Origin of the sequence: Streptomyces sp. NPDC088747 (genome assembly GCF_044751025.1) — a bacterium.
In the GTDB taxonomy this organism is placed as follows: domain Bacteria; phylum Actinomycetota; class Actinomycetes; order Streptomycetales; family Streptomycetaceae; genus Streptomyces.
Genome location: NZ_JBIVKZ010000015.1, coordinates 108,566 through 123,454, shown reverse-complemented (window position 1 = coordinate 123,454; position 14,889 = coordinate 108,566). Strand labels below are relative to the sequence as shown.

The window sequence follows — 14,889 nt, the reverse complement described above, 5'->3', positions numbered from 1 at the left end:
GTCGGCCCTTGTTCGTGGGCCGGCCCGGACGTTCGTCGTTTCGCCTGTACCCCTTCAGCCCCGCACGGCCCCGACGAACTCCGCCCAGGCGAGGGGACCGACCATCAGAACGGGACCGTCCGCGACCTTGCTGTCCCGGACGGGGACGACACCGGGGACTCCGTCGGCGACCTCGACGCAGTCGCCGCCGTTGTCGTCGCTGTAGGTGCTCTTGCGCCAGCGGGCGGCGCCCACGAAGTCGTACGCGACCTCGACGCAGCTGCCGCCGTTGTCGTCGCTGTGGCTGCTCTTGCGCCACCGGGCGAGGCTCAGGTCGTACTCGCGCATCGTCTGTGGTCCTCCGCCGCCGATTCGATCAGGGTCAGGGACGCCTCCGGCGGCAGCGCGGCGGCCCTGAGCAGATCGTATGCCCCCTGCGCACGCTTAACCAGGGCCGGATCGTCGAGCAGATTCCCCGAATACACGGCCTCTGTATAGGCAGTTGGCGGGGCATCCTCGAACTCCATGAGCTGAACCATGCGGCCCATGAGGGGATACGCTCCCACCGAGTACGGCAACACCTGCACCAGCACTTTCCGCTGGCGCCCCAGTTCCGCGATGTGGGCGAGCTGCTCGGCCATCTCCACCTCGCCGCCGACCGGAATCTTCAGCACGTGCTCATGCAGGATCACCCAATACACGGGCCTTGTAGCATCGTCCAGGATTCGCGCGCGCTCCCTACGGGCTGCCACCTTCTCCTCGACATAGAGGTCGGTGACGAACGGGTTGCCTGCCTGCATCACCCCACGCGCGTACCCCGCCGTCTGCAACAACCCCGGCACCAGCGTGGGCGCGAACTCCGCGATCTTCGTCGCCGTCCGCTCCAGTTCCACCACCTCCGCGAAATAGTCCGCGTACCGCTTGTCGTCAATCAGCTTTCGCCAGGTTCGTTCGAAAAAGCCGCCTGTTCGTAGTAGCTCGTCGATCCTTTGGGCGACGTCCAACTGCGGTTTGCGAATGGCCTGTTCGAACTGTCCGATGTAGCCGCCGGAGACGAATACCCGAAGGCCCAACTCGACCTGGGAGAAACCCGCGTCCTCCCGGCGTCGTTTCAGTTCGGTGCCGAAGAACTCCCACGCTGCCTGCCGCGAACCGTTGGCCACAGGCCAACCCCCTTACGCTGCGCCGCCCTTGTAGAGGTGAGACTCCTGCCGAGTGTAGGCACGGGCCCTCATCCTGGAGGTGCGATGAGTGAAAGTCGAAAAGACAGGGGAGCAGGGTGAAGGCACAACACTCGGCGCGGTGCGTCGAAGAAGCGGAGGAAACGGTGAAGGAATTGCGAAAGGTGCTCGCGAGCGCCGGAATTACGCTGCCGTCACTGAGGATCGATCCCGCGAGTGTGGCGCGAGAGGCGCCCTGTCCGCGCATCGAATTGGGCGGCTGTTCCGTCGAGCTCGCTGCCCGGCTGGCGGCGGCCCTGCGGTGAAGGCGGTGAAGCCAGTGAAAGTGGTGAAGGGGGCGAAGCCGATGGATCCCGGGATCGGCACGTACGCGATGGACACGCGGACCGGAAGGGTGGGGATGGTCATGGGGCACGAGGGGCCGTACGTGCAGCTGAGACCGTACGGCGGCGGCAAGGAGTGGGACTGCGAGCCGGACGCCGTCCGGGGTGCCACCACGGCGGAGCGGCTCAGCGCCGCGACGGCGTATGCCAACGCACGCAGCCGCGGTGAGGTCCCTTGAAGCGGGCGGCCGCCGGGGCCTTCGGGGCAGTAGGCCCGGGGACCGGGTGCCGTAGGCGAGAATGGACCCCATGAGTCTGTTCCGCGACGACGGCATCGTGCTGCGCACCCAGAAGCTGGGTGAAGCGGACCGCATCATCACCCTGCTCACCCGCGGTCACGGTCGCGTACGCGCCGTGGCCCGGGGGGTGCGGCGCACCAAGTCGAAGTTCGGGGCACGGCTGGAGCCGTTCTCGCATGTGGACGTGCAGTTCTTCGCGCGGGGGAGCGAGCTGGTCGGGCGGGGGCTGCCGCTGTGCACACAGAGCGAGACGATCGCTCCGTACGGTGGCGGGATCGTGACCGACTACCCGCGGTACACCGCCGGGACGGCCATGCTGGAGACCGCCGAGCGGTTCACCGACCACGAGGGGGAGCCGGCGGTGCAGCAGTATCTGCTGCTGGTCGGCGGGCTGCGCACCCTCGCCCGCGGTGAGCACGAGCCGCATCTCGTGCTCGACGCCTTCCTGCTGCGCTCCCTCGCGGTGAACGGCTACGCGCCCAGTTTCAGCGCCTGCGCGAAGTGCGGGATGCCGGGGCCGAATCGGTTCTTCTCGGTCGCCGCGGGAGGTTCCGTCTGCGTCGACTGCCGGGTCCCCGGAAGCGTCGTACCCTCGGCGGAGGCCCTGGAGCTGCTCGGCGCGCTGCTGACGGGAGACTGGGAGACAGCGGACGCTTCCGAGCCGAGGCATGTCCGGGAGGGCAGCGGGCTGGTCTCCGCCTACCTGCACTGGCATCTGGAACGGGGCCTTCGTTCACTGCGTTACGTAGAGAAATAGCAAGAATCAAGGAAACGAGAAGCACATGGCCGTACGCGGGATCCTGGGACGCCAGCGCCGCGAGTACAAGACGCCGGAACCGCACCCGTCCGGCGCCCGCGCGCCGAAGCTCCCCGGCGAGCTGGTGCCGAACCATGTGGCGATCGTCATGGACGGCAACGGCCGCTGGGCCAAGGAGCGCGGGCTGCCGCGTACCGAGGGGCACAAGGTCGGCGCCGAGCGCGTCCTCGACGTGCTCCAGGGTGCGGTCGAGGTCGGCGTCGGGGCCATCTCGCTGTACGCCTTCTCCACCGAGAACTGGAAGCGGTCGCCCGACGAGGTGCGCTTCCTGATGAACTTCAACCGCGACTTCATCCGCAAGACCCGCGACGAGCTCGACGAGCTCGGCATCCGGGTCCGCTGGGTGGGCCGGATGCCCAAGCTGTGGAAATCGGTGGCCAAGGAACTCCAGATCTCTCAGGAGCAGACCAAGGACAACGACCGGCTGACGCTGTACTTCTGCATGAACTACGGCGGGCGTGCCGAGGTCGCCGACGCCGCGCAGGCCTTGGCGGAGGACGTCAGGGCCGGCCGGCTCGACCCTTCGAAGATCGACGAGAAGACCTTCGCGAAGTACCTCTACTACCCGGACATGCCTGACGTCGACCTGTTCCTGCGGCCGAGCGGCGAGCAGCGCACCTCCAACTACCTTCTCTGGCAGAGCGCGTACGCCGAGATGGTCTTCCAGAACGTGCTGTGGCCCGACTTCGACCGGCGCGACCTGTGGCGCGCCTGCGTCGAGTTCGCCTCCCGCGACCGCCGCTTCGGCGGCGCCGTCCCGAACGACCAACTGCTCGCGATGGAGCGGGACATGCGGGGCGACGACACGCAGGCCTGAGCCCACCGCCGTACGGCAGGACACGGCAGGACAGCGGCACCCGGCGCTCCCCACGCCGGATGCCGCTGTCTGTCGTACGGGCTCAGGAGGTCACTTGGTCGTGACCGCCGTGTCGTCGACGACGAAGCTCGTCTGGAGCGAGGAGTCCTCGACACCGGTGAACTTCAGCGTGACGGTGCTGCCCGCGTAGGCGGACAGGCTGAGCGACTTCGCGACGTAACCGCTCGCCGCGTTCAGGTTGGAGTAGGTGGCCAGAGTCGTCGACCCGGCGGTGACCGTCAGCTTGTCGTACTGCGTGCTGGTGGAGGTCTCGGCCGTGTCGACGTGCAGGTAGAACGTGAACGTGGTGCCCGTGCAGCCGCTCGGGATCGTCACCGACTGGGACAGCGTGTCGGTGTGCGTCGATCCGTAGCCGTCCAGCCAGGCCTTGTAGGAGCCGGTGCGGGCCGCCTGGCCGCTGGAGGTGGTGATGACCCCGCTGGAGGCGGTCCAGGTGGTGGCGCCCGACTCGAAGCCCGCGTTGCCGAGCAGCTGCGCCGAGGTGCAGGAGCCGCCGCCGGTCGAGCTGACCGTCCAGGTGAAGGACGCCGTACCGCTGGCCCCGGTGCTGTCGGTCGCCGTCACCGTGGTGCTGTAGGTGCCCGCCGTGGTCGGGGTGCCGGAGATCGCCCCGCCGGAGCTGATCGACAGGCCGGTCGGCAGACCGGTCGCCGCGTAGGTCAGCGTGCCGCCGTTGGTGCTGCTCGCCGCGACCTGGAGGCTCACCGCGGTGCCGACGGTGGAGGACTGGCTGCCTGGGTTGGTGACCGAGACGCCCGTGGTCGGCACGGTGATGTGGCTGCCGACGTTGATACCGGCGAAGGCGTTGCCCACCCCGGCGTACTGGGTGGAGCTGGTGCCGTAGAGCGCCGCGGCGGCGTTCAGTGCGGCGGTGCGGGCCTGGGCGTACGTCGTGCTCGACGTCATGTACGTCGTCAGCGCCTTGTACCAGATCTGCAGGGCCGCGGCCCGGCCGATGCCCGCGACGGCGACGCCGTCGGAGGTCGGGCTGTTGTAGGTGACGCCGTTGATGGTCTTGGAGCCGCTGCCCTCGGAGAGCAGGTAGAACATGTGGTTCGCCGGGCCCGAGGAGTAGTGGACGTCCAGGTTGCCGACGCCCGAGTACCAGCTGTCGGCGGAGCCGCCGTCCTTGTCGGGCTCGTCCATGTAACGCAGCGGCGTGCCGTCGCCGTTGATGTTGATCTTCTCACCGATGAGGTAGTCGCCGACGTCGGTGCTGTTGTTGGCGTAGAACTCCACGCCGGTGCCGAAGATGTCGGAGGTCGCCTCGTTCAACCCGCCTGACTCGCCGGTGTAGTTGAGGTTCGCCGTGTTGGAGGTGACGCCGTGGCTCATCTCGTGCCCGGCCACGTCCAGCGAGGTCAGCGCGTGCGTGTTGCTGGTGCCGTCGCCGTAGGTCATGCAGAAGCAGTCGTCGTCCCAGAACGCGTTGACGTACGCCGAGCCGTAGTGGACGCGGCTGTAGGCGGCCACCCCGTCGTTCTTGATGCCGCTGCGCCCGAAGGTGTTCTTGTAGAAGTCCCAGGTGACCTGGGCGCCGAAGTGGGCGTCTACACCGGCGGTCTGGGTGTTGGAGCCCAGGCCGTTGCCCCAGACGTCGTCGGCGTCGGTCATCAGGGTGCCGGTGCCCGAGGTGCCGTTGGCGAGGCCGTACGTCTTGTGGCCGCCGCGCGTGGTGTCGTACAGCTGGTACGTCGAACCGGACAGCGTGGTGCCGATGGTGACGGTTCCGCTGTACTGGCTGTTGCCGGTGCCGGTCTTGATGTCCTGGAACTGGTAGAGCTTCGCGCCGGTGGTGGCGTCGGTGATGACGTGCAGCCTGCTGGGCGTGCCGTCGTCCTGGAGACCGCCGACCACCGTCTCCCAGGCGAGCCTGGGGGTGCCGCTGCCGGCCCAGACCACCTTGCGGGCGCTGTCGGTGGTGGGGTTCTCGGCGTCCAGTGCCCTGGCGGCGCCGAGTGCCTTGGACTCGGCGGCCGACTTGGCGAAGGCCGGGGTGGTGGAGGCGACCTCGATGGTCCGCCGGGTGTTGAAGGTGCTGCTCACCGTGCCCGAGGCCTGCGAGGCGGGCGGGGTGTGCACCACGACGTCGCCGCCGAGGACCGGCAGACCGGCCCAGGTGCGCTCGTACCGCGTGTGCAGGGTGCCGTCGTTGTCCTTGACGACGTCCTTGACGGCCAGCTTCTCCTTGGCGCCCAGGCCCAGGGTGGCGGCGGTCTGCGCGGTCTTCCGGGCCGCGCCGCTGATCAGCGCGGTGCGCTGGGCGGGGGTGAGCTTCGCCTCCAGAGCGCTGGTGCGCAGCGGGCTGGGGCTCGGGGGCGCGGGCTTCGCGGCGGCCGGAACCGTCTGGACGCCGACCGCCAGGAGTGCGGCGGCTGCGACCAGCGCGCCGGTCGCGGTCGCCCTGGAGGAGAGGCGGTTCGCGAGGCGGGGGGATCTGTGGGGGCTGTTGCGTCTCACTCGTACTCCTACTGCGACGGCCGCTGTTCGGCGGCCGGAGACAGACCCGGGCAGACGGGGGTGTGCAGCCCGGGGCGAGCTGAGCAGGCCGTGCGGGGTCCCTCATGGGGATGCGGTGCGGGATCTCTCATGGGGATGCGGTGCGGGGCTCCCTCATGGGGATGCGGTGCGCGCAACGTGGGGGGATGGCTGGAGGAACAGTGGCACCTTTGATGAGGCCATGTCATCAGTGATCGGGGAGGTCGAGGGTTATCCCTCTGCCTCACGGCTGAGCAGGCCATTCGATGGCTGTTCGATGGTTCTTCGATGACACGGGGAGGGCCGCCGCTGGACGGGTGCGGTCGGGTCCGCCGGTCTCACCGGGGGCGGGTGCCCGTCACGGGCGGGCGCGGATATGACCGGCCGTCTCGGGGCGGGGGCGTGCCGTGCGGCCGGCGTTCTGAGTACGGGGCGCGGGTACGACGGCCGTCTCGGGGTCGGGATACGCGGAGGACTACCGGCGTTCCGGGGCCGGGGTGGGCGTGCCGAGCGCACCCGCCTCAGTTGCCGGGGGTGTCGGACGTATGCGGGGGCTGGAGCCGTCTGGCTCGGACCGTACGTGGGCGGCCTGAGCCGCCGTGTGTCAGGCGTGCTTGGTCGCGCACTCCGCGCAGGTGCCGAAGATCTCCACGGTGTGGGCGACGTTCACGTACCCGTGCTCCGCCGCGATGGCCTCCGCCCACTTCTCCACGGCGGGGCCCTCGACCTCGACGGCCTTGCCGCAGACGCGGCAGACGAGGTGGTGGTGGTGCTCGCCGCTGGAGCAGCGGCGGTAGACGGACTCGCCGTCGGACGTGCGCAGGACGTCGACCTCACCGGCGTCGGCGAGGGACTGGAGCGTGCGGTAGACGGTGGTCAGCCCGACGGAGTCGCCCTTGTGCTTCAGCATGTCGTGGAGTTCCTGAGCGCTGCGGAACTCGTCCACCTCGTCCAGGGCCGCCGCCACGGCGGTACGTTGCCGGGTGGAACGGCCCCGTACGGGCGATCCAGCGGTTGTCACCGTTGCCTCCTCCACGTCTGCACTAGCCCGGCCATTGTGCCAGCCCGGACTGTGCCTCGTCAGACGCCGACCTGGCTGTCTGCCCCGCGGGTGGCCGGAATCGCACATTCCGCCGGGTCCCCGGCAGCCTGCGAGGCCGCCACCGCCCGTGCTCTGCGCCGGGCGAGCGGGGTCGCCAGCGCGGTCAGCAGAATGAACGCGCCGATGGTCAGCAGCACGATCGTCGCGCCCGGCGGCACGTCCTGGTAGTACGACGTCACGGTGCCGCCGATCGTCACGCTCACGCCGATCGCCACCGCGATCGCGAAGGTGGCGGCGAAGCTCCGGCTGAGCTGCTGCGCCGCGGCCACCGGAACGACCATCAGGGCGGACACCAGCAGCAGGCCCACGACCCGCATCGCGACCGTGACGGTCACCGCGGCCGTGACGGCGGTGAGCAGGTTCAGGGCCCGCACCGGCAGGCCCGTCACCCGGGCGAACTCCTCGTCCTGGCTGACCGCGAAGAGCTGGCGGCGCAGTCCCAAGGTGACCAGGACCACGAAGGCGGCCAGGACGCAGATCGCCGTCACGTCGGACTCGGAGACCGTCGAGAGGGAGCCGAAGAGGTACGAGGTCAGGTTGGCGTTCGAGCCGCCCGGCGCGAGGTTGATGAGCATCACACCGCCCGCCATACCGCCGTAGAAGAGCATGGCGAGCGCGATGTCGCCGCGCGTCTTGCCGTACCAGCGGATCAGCTCCATGAGGACCGCACCCACGACGGAGACGGCCGTCGCCATCCACACCGGGGACCAGGAGAGCAGGAAGCCGAGGCCGACGCCGGTCATCGCGACGTGGCCGATTCCGTCGCCCATCAGGGCCTGGCGGCGCTGCACCAGGTAGATGCCGACGGCGGGCGCGGTGATGCCGACCAGGACGGCGGCCAGCAGGGCCCGCTGCATGAAGGCGTAGTCGAGGATTTCCATCAGCTCTTCGGTCCCATCAGCCAGCTCTTCGGTCCCATCAGCTCAGCAGTCCCGTCCGGATCGGTTCGGCGTCGTGAGCCGCGTGCGGGTGTACGTGGTCGTGGCCGGGCAGCGCGTGCTGGCCCAGTGCTGCCGGCGGCGGCCCGTCGTGCATGACGCAGCCGTCGCGCAGGACGACCGCCCGGTCGATCAGCGGTTCCAGCGGGCCCAGTTCGTGCAGGACGAGGAGGACGGAGGTGCCCTGGGCGACCTGTTCGCGCAGGGTCGAGGCCAGTACCGCCTGGCTCGCCAGGTCGACGCCCGCCATCGGCTCGTCCATGATCAGCAGTTCGGGTTCGGAGGCCAGCGCGCGGGCTATCAGGACCCGCTGGTGCTGGCCGCCGGACAGCGCGTTCACCGAGTCCTTGGCGCGGTCCGCCATGCCGACCAGGTCGATCGCCCTGCATACCGCCTCGTGGTCGGCCCTGCGCAGCACGCCGAAGCGGGCGCGGGACAGCCGTCCGGAGGCGACGATCTCGGTCACCGTCGCGGGCACGCCGCCCGCGGCCGTGGTGCGCTGCGGTACGTAGCCGAGGCGCCCCCAGTCGGTGAAGCGGCGGCGCGGGGTGCCGAAGATCTCGATCTCGCCGCCGCTGACCGGGACTTGGCCGATGATGCTGCGGATGGCGGTGGACTTGCCGGAGCCGTTCGCGCCGAGCAGGGCGACGACCTCACCGCGGTTCACGGTGAGGTCGATGCCGCGCAGGACGGGGCGTGAGCCGAGCTCCGCGGTCACACCGCGCAGGGATATGACGGGCTCGCTCTTCATTCCGCCGTCCTCCGTGTTCGTGTCGTCACTTCGTGGTGCGTCCTGTCACCGGGCGTGCCCGGTCCCTCACTTGGCGCCCAGGGCCGCTCGCAGCGCCTTCAGGTTCGACTCCATGACCTGGAGGTAGTCGTCACCCTTGGACTTGTCCGTGATGCCCTCGATGGGATCGAGGACGTCCGTCTTCAGGCCCGCGTCGTCGGCGATGGTCCTGGCGGTGTCGTCGCTGACGAGCGTCTCGTAGAACACGGTCGTCACGCCGTCCGCCTTGGCCATGGTCTCAAGGTCCTTCACGCGGTTCGCGCTGGGCTCCGACTCCGGGTCCAGGCCGTTGATGGCCTCCTCGGTGAGGCCGTAGCGCTCGGCGAGGTAGCCGAAGGCGGCGTGGGTGGTGATGAAGACCTTGCTGTCCGTGTTCTTGAGTCCGTCCTCGTACTGCGTGTCGAGGGCGTCCAGCTTCTTCACCAGCGCGGCGGTGTTGCTCCGGTATTCCCCGGCGTTGTCCGGGTCCTCCTTCTCGAAGGCCTTGCCCACACCCTCGGCGACCTCGGCGTACCTCACCGGGTCCAGCCAGATGTGCGGGTCGGTGGCCCCGGTCTCCTCGCCCTCGGAGTCGTCGTGCTCGGCCGCGTGGCCGCCGACCTCGTTGCCGTGCTTCTCCAGAGTGGTCAGCGTGGCCGCGTCGATCTTGGTCTTGACCTCGGACTGCGCCACGGCGTCGTCGACGGCCGGCTGGAGGCCCTTGAGATAGAGGACGGCGTCGGACTCCTGGAGCTGCGCGGTCTGCTTGGCGCTGATCTCCAGGTCGTGCGGCTCCTGACCGGGCTCGGTCAGACTGGTGACGCTCACGTGGTCCCCGCCGATCTCCTCGGCGAGATACTGCAAGGGATAGAACGACGCCACGACGTCGAGCTTCCCGCTGCTGTTGCTGCCGGCGGCGGACGAGTCGGAGCAGGCGGAGAGCATGCCGAGACCGAGGACTGTGGCCGTGGTCACAGCGGTCGTGGATATGAGGCGTCGTCGTACGTTCATGACAGTCATTTTCAACAAATTTGGAAACGATTGTCAACAAGGGGTTGGTCATCCAACCGATTTGATACCGGGGTGGGAGGCGCCGGTAACCTGAGTCATTCGCCCGCCCGTCCCGACCGCCACCCCCCAACGGGGCTCCCCCGGAGCCGAATGCCTGGGGGACCCCCAGCGCCGCCCCTATTACTCGTCCGTTCGTAATGAAGAGAGCACCGTGGCCGCCGACAAGATCGACACCATCGTCAGCCTGAGCAAGCGCCGTGGCTTCGTTTTCCCCAGTAGCGAGATCTACGGCGGACAGCGTGCCGCCTGGGACTACGGCCCGCTCGGCGTCGAACTCAAGGAGAACCTCAAGCGCCAGTGGTGGCGCTACATGGTCACCTCGCGTGAGGACGTCGTCGGTATCGACTCGTCGGTGATCCTGGCCACCGAGACCTGGGTCGCCTCCGGCCACGTCGCCACGTTCACCGACCCCCTCACCGAGTGCACCTCCTGCCACAAGCGCTACCGCGCGGACCACCTGGAGGAGGCGTACGAGGCGAAGCACAAGCGCCTCCCGGAGAACGGCCTCGCGGACGTCAACTGCCCCAACTGCGGCAACAAGGGCCAGTTCACCGAGCCGAAGCAGTTCTCCGGCCTGCTCTCCACCCACCTCGGCGTGACGCAGGACAGCGGCTCCGTCGCCTACCTGCGCCCCGAGACCGCGCAGGGCATCTTCACCAACTTCGCCCAGGTCCAGCAGACTTCGCGCCGCAAGCCGCCGTTCGGCATCGCGCAGATGGGCAAGTCCTTCCGCAACGAGATCACGCCCGGCAACTTCATCTTCCGCACCCGCGAGTTCGAGCAGATGGAGATGGAGTTCTTCGTCAAGCCGGGCGAGGACGAGAAGTGGCAGGAGTACTGGATGCAGGAGCGCTGGAACTGGTACACCGGCCTCGGCATGCGCGAGGAGAACATGCGCTGGTTCGAGCACCCGGCCGAGAAGCTCTCGCACTACTCCAAGCGCACCGCCGACATCGAGTACCGCTTCCAGTTCGGCGGCAACGAGTGGGGTGAGCTGGAGGGCGTCGCCAACCGCACCGACTTCGACCTCAGCGCGCACTCCAAGGCCTCCGGCCAGGACCTCTCCTACTTCGACCAGGAAGCCGGCGAGCGCTGGACGCCGTACGTCATCGAGCCCGCCGCCGGTGTCGGCCGCTCGATGCTCGCCTTCCTGCTCGACGCCTACATCGAGGACGAGGCGCCGAACGCCAAGGGCAAGATGGAGAAGCGCACGGTGCTGCGCCTCGACCCGCGCCTGGCCCCCGTCAAGGTCGCGGTCCTCCCGCTGTCCCGGAACCCGGAGCTCTCCCCGAAGGCCAAGGGCCTCGCCACGGCGCTCCGGCAGAACTGGAACATCGACTTCGACGACGCCGGCGCCATCGGCCGCCGCTACCGCCGCCAGGACGAGATCGGTACGCCGTTCTGCGTCACGGTCGACTTCGACACGCTCGACGACAACGCCGTGACCGTGCGTGAGCGCGACACGATGAAGCAGGAGCGGGTGTCGCTCGACCAGATCGAGGGTTACCTCGCCAGCCGCCTGATCGGCTGCTGAGCCGCCACCTCACGTACGTCATTGGTGCCGGGTCCCGGAACGGTCGGGGCCCGGCATCGGTGCGTTCACGGGGCGCCACGGGGCGCTGTGGGGTGCTGTGGCGTCCACCGTGCGGGTGCCGGTGCCGGTGCCGGTGCCTGTGCCTATGTCCGTGTCCGTGTCCGTGCAGGTGTCCGTGCCTGTGCCCAGGCTCGCCCCCCGGTCAGAGATCCAGGTCCGCGTAGACGGCGGCGTGGTCGGAGGCCTGGGCCGGTCTCGACGTCACGGTGTCGAAGGACTTGAAGGTGTTCGGCGCCCAGATTCCGCGCCGCTCCACGCCTGTTGCCCGCACGCGGTCCCACAACTCGGGCGAGAACATGAGGTAGTCGAGCTTCTGATGGGCCCTGGTGCCCGTCCCGTGGGTGCCGGGGGAGCCCGTGTAGCCGGGGTGGGTCATCGCGTCCCGGAGGCCGGCGTCGGTGAGTTCCCTGATGGGCGGGCTCTCCGGATGGTCGTTGAGGTCACCGGCGACCACGATGCGCGCGGAGCGCAGCAGGGCCTCCTCGTAGATCTCCCGGACCCGCCGGGCCTGAGCGAGCCGCCGCCCCGATCCGGCGCCCTGGATCTGGCTCTTGAAGTGGTTGCCCAGGATCCACAGCGGCGTCCCGTCGAGCCCTATCTCGAACTCGGGGCAGTCCCGGCTGAAGACGGGCGGTTCGGACGGCCGCGGGTCGAAGATGTGCGACCGCAGCGACGTGAGGGGAAACCGGCTGAGGACGCCGATGTCGATGCCCCGGCTGTCGTTGCCGTCGATCAGCATGTTGTACGGGTACGGCGGCATCCCCAACGCGTCACCCAGCACCTGCCTGTTGAAGCGGGCCAGAGTGAGCCGGTCCTCGACCTCGACGGTGAGCACGATGTCGGCGTTGATCTCGGAGAGCACCCGGCCGGTGTTGCGCACCGCGTCCCAGCTCATGCCGGTGCGCACCAGCTCCACCCAACCCGCCCATTCCGAGCGGCCCTTGGCCTTGATGGTGATGACCGGGTCGGTCTCGGTCCCGCCCACGGTGAAGAGCTTGGCGCCGGCTCCCCGGGTCTGGTTGACGAAGATCGCCCCGCCCTGGTCCGGATCGGCCTCGAACGCCCGGTGTTTCCGCACCAGTTCGGCGATCCGCGCCCTGTCCGCCTCCGTGTAGAGGTCCTTCGAGACCAGGGCGGCCAACTCGTTGAATTCGTCGAGGACTCCGTTGCGCGTGGCCTCGTCCTCGATGCCGAAGACCGCGGGCCGCCGGAACAGGTTCTCGGCGTTGAAGGTGGCGATACGCACGGTCATGGCGCCTCCCGGAGGTGACTGCTCGCAGACGGCTCGAATTGTCCGAGAACGGGTCATCGGTGTCCAAGGGAACGGCACCGGAACTTTCGGAGAACCGGGGGAATTTCCTTGCCACGAGGGGCAATCCGGGGCGACCGCCGCTCCGAAGGAGATGGCATACGGCCCGCAGGGGGTGGGCCGAGCGTCTTCCACGGGGGTTCACATGCGCAAGCAGGCAGTCATGGGCGTACTGACGATGACGGTGGCGATCGGGACGGTCGCCGCCCTCGGTACCGGGGCGCTGGGAGGCGGTTCCGCGTCCTCGGGCTCCGGGGCCGTCGAGGCGAAGGGCGGCGCCGGCACCTCCGCCGGGGGGTTCGCGCCGAGTGGACCGCGGGCGGTCGGGCTCACCGCCGACCAGCGGCTGACCGCGTTCCGGGCCGACCGGCCCGCCGCCGTGCTCACGCTCGGCAGGATCGGCGGGCTCAAGGGCGACATGGCACTCGTCGGCATCGACTACCGGGTGCAGGACGACAAGCTGTACGGCGTCGGCGACCGCGGCGGGATCTACACGATCCGCGAGGCCGGCGCCCGCGCCACCAAGGTCTCACAGCTCACCGTCGCTCTCCAGGGCGGGAACTTCGGCGTCGACTTCAACCCCGCCGCCAACCGGCTGCGCATCATCAGCGACACCGGGCAGAACCTCCGGCACAACCTCGACGACCCGGCGGGCGCCCCCGCGGCGGGCAGCACGGCCGTCGACGGGACGCTCACCAACCCGCCGGTGCCGCCGAACCCGGGTGCCACCGCAATCGGCGTGACAGGAGCCGCGTACACGAACAACGACCTCGACGCGACGACGGCCACCACGCTCTTCGACCTCGACACCACCCTCGATCAGGTGGCTGTCCAGTCACCCGCCAACGCCGGGAACCTCGCCCCGACGGGCAAACTCGGGGTGGACGCGCCGGCGAACTCCGGGTTCGACATCCACAGTTCGGGTCGGAACGGGACGAACACCGGGTTCGCGGTGACCGGCGGCAAGGCCTTCCGGATCGACCTGCTGACGGGGAAGGCGACTTCGACCGGGGCCTTCCCGCGGGACCGCCAGGTGGTGGACCTGGCGATCCCGACGCGGCAGGGCTGAGCCGGACCGAGCGGGACTCAACGCCCTTGCAGTGACCTGACGTTGTCGCCGAAGGTCCAGTTCTTCGAGCCGTCCCAGTTCACGGACCAGGTCATCAGGCCCTTGAGGGAGGTGCCGTAGTGCCGCCAGGCCTGGGAGACGAGGCTCGGGGACATGTAGCCGCCGCCCGCGCCGGACTGGGCGGGCAGACCGGGGACCTGCTTGTCGTAGGGCACCTTGATGGTGGTGCCCTGCACGACGAGTCCCTTGTTCAGGCAGTCGGTCTGGGCGGTGAAGCCCTGGACGGTGCCCGCGGAGTAGGAGTCGGCCGAGCAGCCGTACATGCTGCCGTTGTAGTACTGCATGTTCAGCCACCACAGGCGTCCGTTGTCCGCGTACTTCTTCACGATCGGCAGGTACGCGCCCCAGATCGAGCCGTAGGCGACGCTGCCGCCGGTGACGTAGGCGGTCTCGGGCGCCATGGTGAGGCCGAAGTTCGAGGGCATCCTCGCCAGTACGCCGTCGATGATGCGGATCAGGTTGGCCTGGGAGGCGGAGAGGGTGTTGATGTTGCCGCTGCCGACCAGGCCGGTCTCGATGTCGATGTCGATACCGTCGAAGTTGTACTGCTTGAGGATCGGCACGATCGTCGCCACGAACCTGTCGGCGACCGTGCTGGAACTGAGGTCGATGCCGGCCGCCGCTCCGCCTATGGACAGCAGGAGCGTCTGGCCCGACGCCTTGGCGGCGCACATCTCGGCCGGGGTCGCGACCTTCACGCCCGCGTCCATCCCGTCCTCCCACAGTGCGGTGCCGTCCGAACGGATCACCGGGAACGCCGCGTTGAGCACGTTGTAGCCGTGCGCCGCGATCCGGGAGTCGGTGATCGGGGTCCAGCCGAAGGGCGGGTGGACGCCGTTCGAGGAGCCGTCCCAGTTCTCCCAGTACCCCTGGAGGACCTTGCCCGACGGGCGGGACTTCACCGCGCAGACCTCGGCCGCGGACGCGTCGGGGGCGGCGGCGACGGACAGTTGGGTGAGGCAGGCCGTGGCGAGCGCGGCGGCCAGGACGCGTATCTTCCGGCGGATCATGCTGAGCCTCCAG

General features: G+C 69.1%; 14 protein-coding genes. 5 read left to right on the top strand and 9 right to left on the bottom strand.

Features of this window, described 5'->3' with window-relative positions; all coding sequences use genetic code 11:
• Positions 1–54: 54 nt before the first annotated feature.
• Positions 55–327 carry a DUF397 domain-containing protein gene (locus ACIP79_RS30505; protein ID WP_401228303.1) on the bottom strand — a complete coding sequence of 91 codons (273 nt, stop codon included), beginning with the start codon at positions 325–327 and terminating at the stop codon, positions 55–57.
• Positions 309–1,142 (bottom strand): Scr1 family TA system antitoxin-like transcriptional regulator, encoded by an 834-nt coding sequence (locus tag ACIP79_RS30500; RefSeq protein ID WP_401228301.1) that lies wholly within the window; start codon positions 1,140–1,142, stop codon positions 309–311. The genes ACIP79_RS30505 and ACIP79_RS30500 overlap by 19 nt, the downstream gene beginning before the upstream one ends.
• A gap of 364 nt (positions 1,143–1,506) precedes the next feature.
• On the opposite strand from ACIP79_RS30500, the gene ACIP79_RS30495 reads away from it, so the two are divergent.
• The 3 genes from ACIP79_RS30495 to ACIP79_RS30485 all read left to right on the top strand — a co-directional run bounded on the left by ACIP79_RS30495 (position 1,507) and on the right by ACIP79_RS30485 (position 3,416).
• Complete coding sequence (locus ACIP79_RS30495) at positions 1,507–1,722, top strand: hypothetical protein (protein ID WP_401228463.1); 216 nt, start codon at positions 1,507–1,509, stop codon at positions 1,720–1,722.
• 70 nt (positions 1,723–1,792) lie between these two features.
• A complete protein-coding gene (gene recO / locus ACIP79_RS30490; protein ID WP_401228299.1) occupies positions 1,793–2,539 on the top strand; it encodes a DNA repair protein RecO in 747 nt (248 codons plus the stop codon).
• A 25-nt stretch (positions 2,540–2,564) separates the two neighbouring features.
• Entirely contained in the window at positions 2,565–3,416 is an 852-nt protein-coding gene (locus ACIP79_RS30485) for an isoprenyl transferase (RefSeq protein ID WP_401228297.1), read from the top strand.
• A 90-nt stretch (positions 3,417–3,506) separates the two neighbouring features.
• Here the strand turns inward: ACIP79_RS30485 and ACIP79_RS30480 are convergent, their stop codons facing one another.
• From ACIP79_RS30480 to ACIP79_RS30460, 5 genes are all read right to left on the bottom strand, one after another.
• Positions 3,507–5,936 (bottom strand): M4 family metallopeptidase, encoded by a 2,430-nt coding sequence (locus ACIP79_RS30480; RefSeq protein WP_401228296.1) that lies wholly within the window; start codon positions 5,934–5,936, stop codon positions 3,507–3,509.
• 622 nt (positions 5,937–6,558) lie between these two features.
• Positions 6,559–6,975, bottom strand: a complete 417-nt coding sequence (locus tag ACIP79_RS30475) for a Fur family transcriptional regulator (RefSeq protein ID WP_401228294.1) — start codon at positions 6,973–6,975, stop codon at positions 6,559–6,561.
• Positions 6,976–7,034: 59 nt separating this feature from the next.
• The gene (locus ACIP79_RS30470) at positions 7,035–7,937 is read right to left on the bottom strand and encodes a metal ABC transporter permease (protein WP_401228292.1); all 903 of its coding nucleotides are present in this window, start codon (positions 7,935–7,937) and stop codon (positions 7,035–7,037) included.
• A gap of 37 nt (positions 7,938–7,974) precedes the next feature.
• The gene (locus ACIP79_RS30465; RefSeq protein WP_401228290.1) at positions 7,975–8,745 is read right to left on the bottom strand and encodes a metal ABC transporter ATP-binding protein; all 771 of its coding nucleotides are present in this window, start codon (positions 8,743–8,745) and stop codon (positions 7,975–7,977) included.
• 66 nt (positions 8,746–8,811) lie between these two features.
• Positions 8,812–9,774, bottom strand: a complete 963-nt coding sequence (locus ACIP79_RS30460; protein ID WP_401228288.1) for a metal ABC transporter substrate-binding protein — start codon at positions 9,772–9,774, stop codon at positions 8,812–8,814.
• Between the two features lie 211 nt (positions 9,775–9,985).
• On the opposite strand from ACIP79_RS30460, the gene ACIP79_RS30455 reads away from it, so the two are divergent.
• The gene (locus ACIP79_RS30455) at positions 9,986–11,368 is read left to right on the top strand and encodes a glycine--tRNA ligase (protein ID WP_383680536.1); all 1,383 of its coding nucleotides are present in this window, start codon (positions 9,986–9,988) and stop codon (positions 11,366–11,368) included.
• Between the two features lie 202 nt (positions 11,369–11,570).
• Here ACIP79_RS30455 and ACIP79_RS30450 read toward each other — a convergent pair whose 3' ends face one another.
• A complete protein-coding gene (locus tag ACIP79_RS30450; RefSeq protein ID WP_401228286.1) occupies positions 11,571–12,680 on the bottom strand; it encodes an endonuclease/exonuclease/phosphatase family protein in 1,110 nt (369 codons plus the stop codon).
• A gap of 202 nt (positions 12,681–12,882) precedes the next feature.
• On the opposite strand from ACIP79_RS30450, the gene ACIP79_RS30445 reads away from it, so the two are divergent.
• On the top strand, positions 12,883–13,806 hold the full coding sequence (locus ACIP79_RS30445; protein WP_401228284.1) for a DUF4394 domain-containing protein: 924 nt from the start codon (positions 12,883–12,885) through the stop codon (positions 13,804–13,806).
• 17 nt (positions 13,807–13,823) lie between these two features.
• Here the strand turns inward: ACIP79_RS30445 and ACIP79_RS30440 are convergent, their stop codons facing one another.
• Positions 13,824–14,876, bottom strand: a complete 1,053-nt coding sequence (locus tag ACIP79_RS30440; RefSeq protein ID WP_401228282.1) for a chitinase — start codon at positions 14,874–14,876, stop codon at positions 13,824–13,826.
• Between the last annotated feature and the right edge of the window lie 13 nt (positions 14,877–14,889).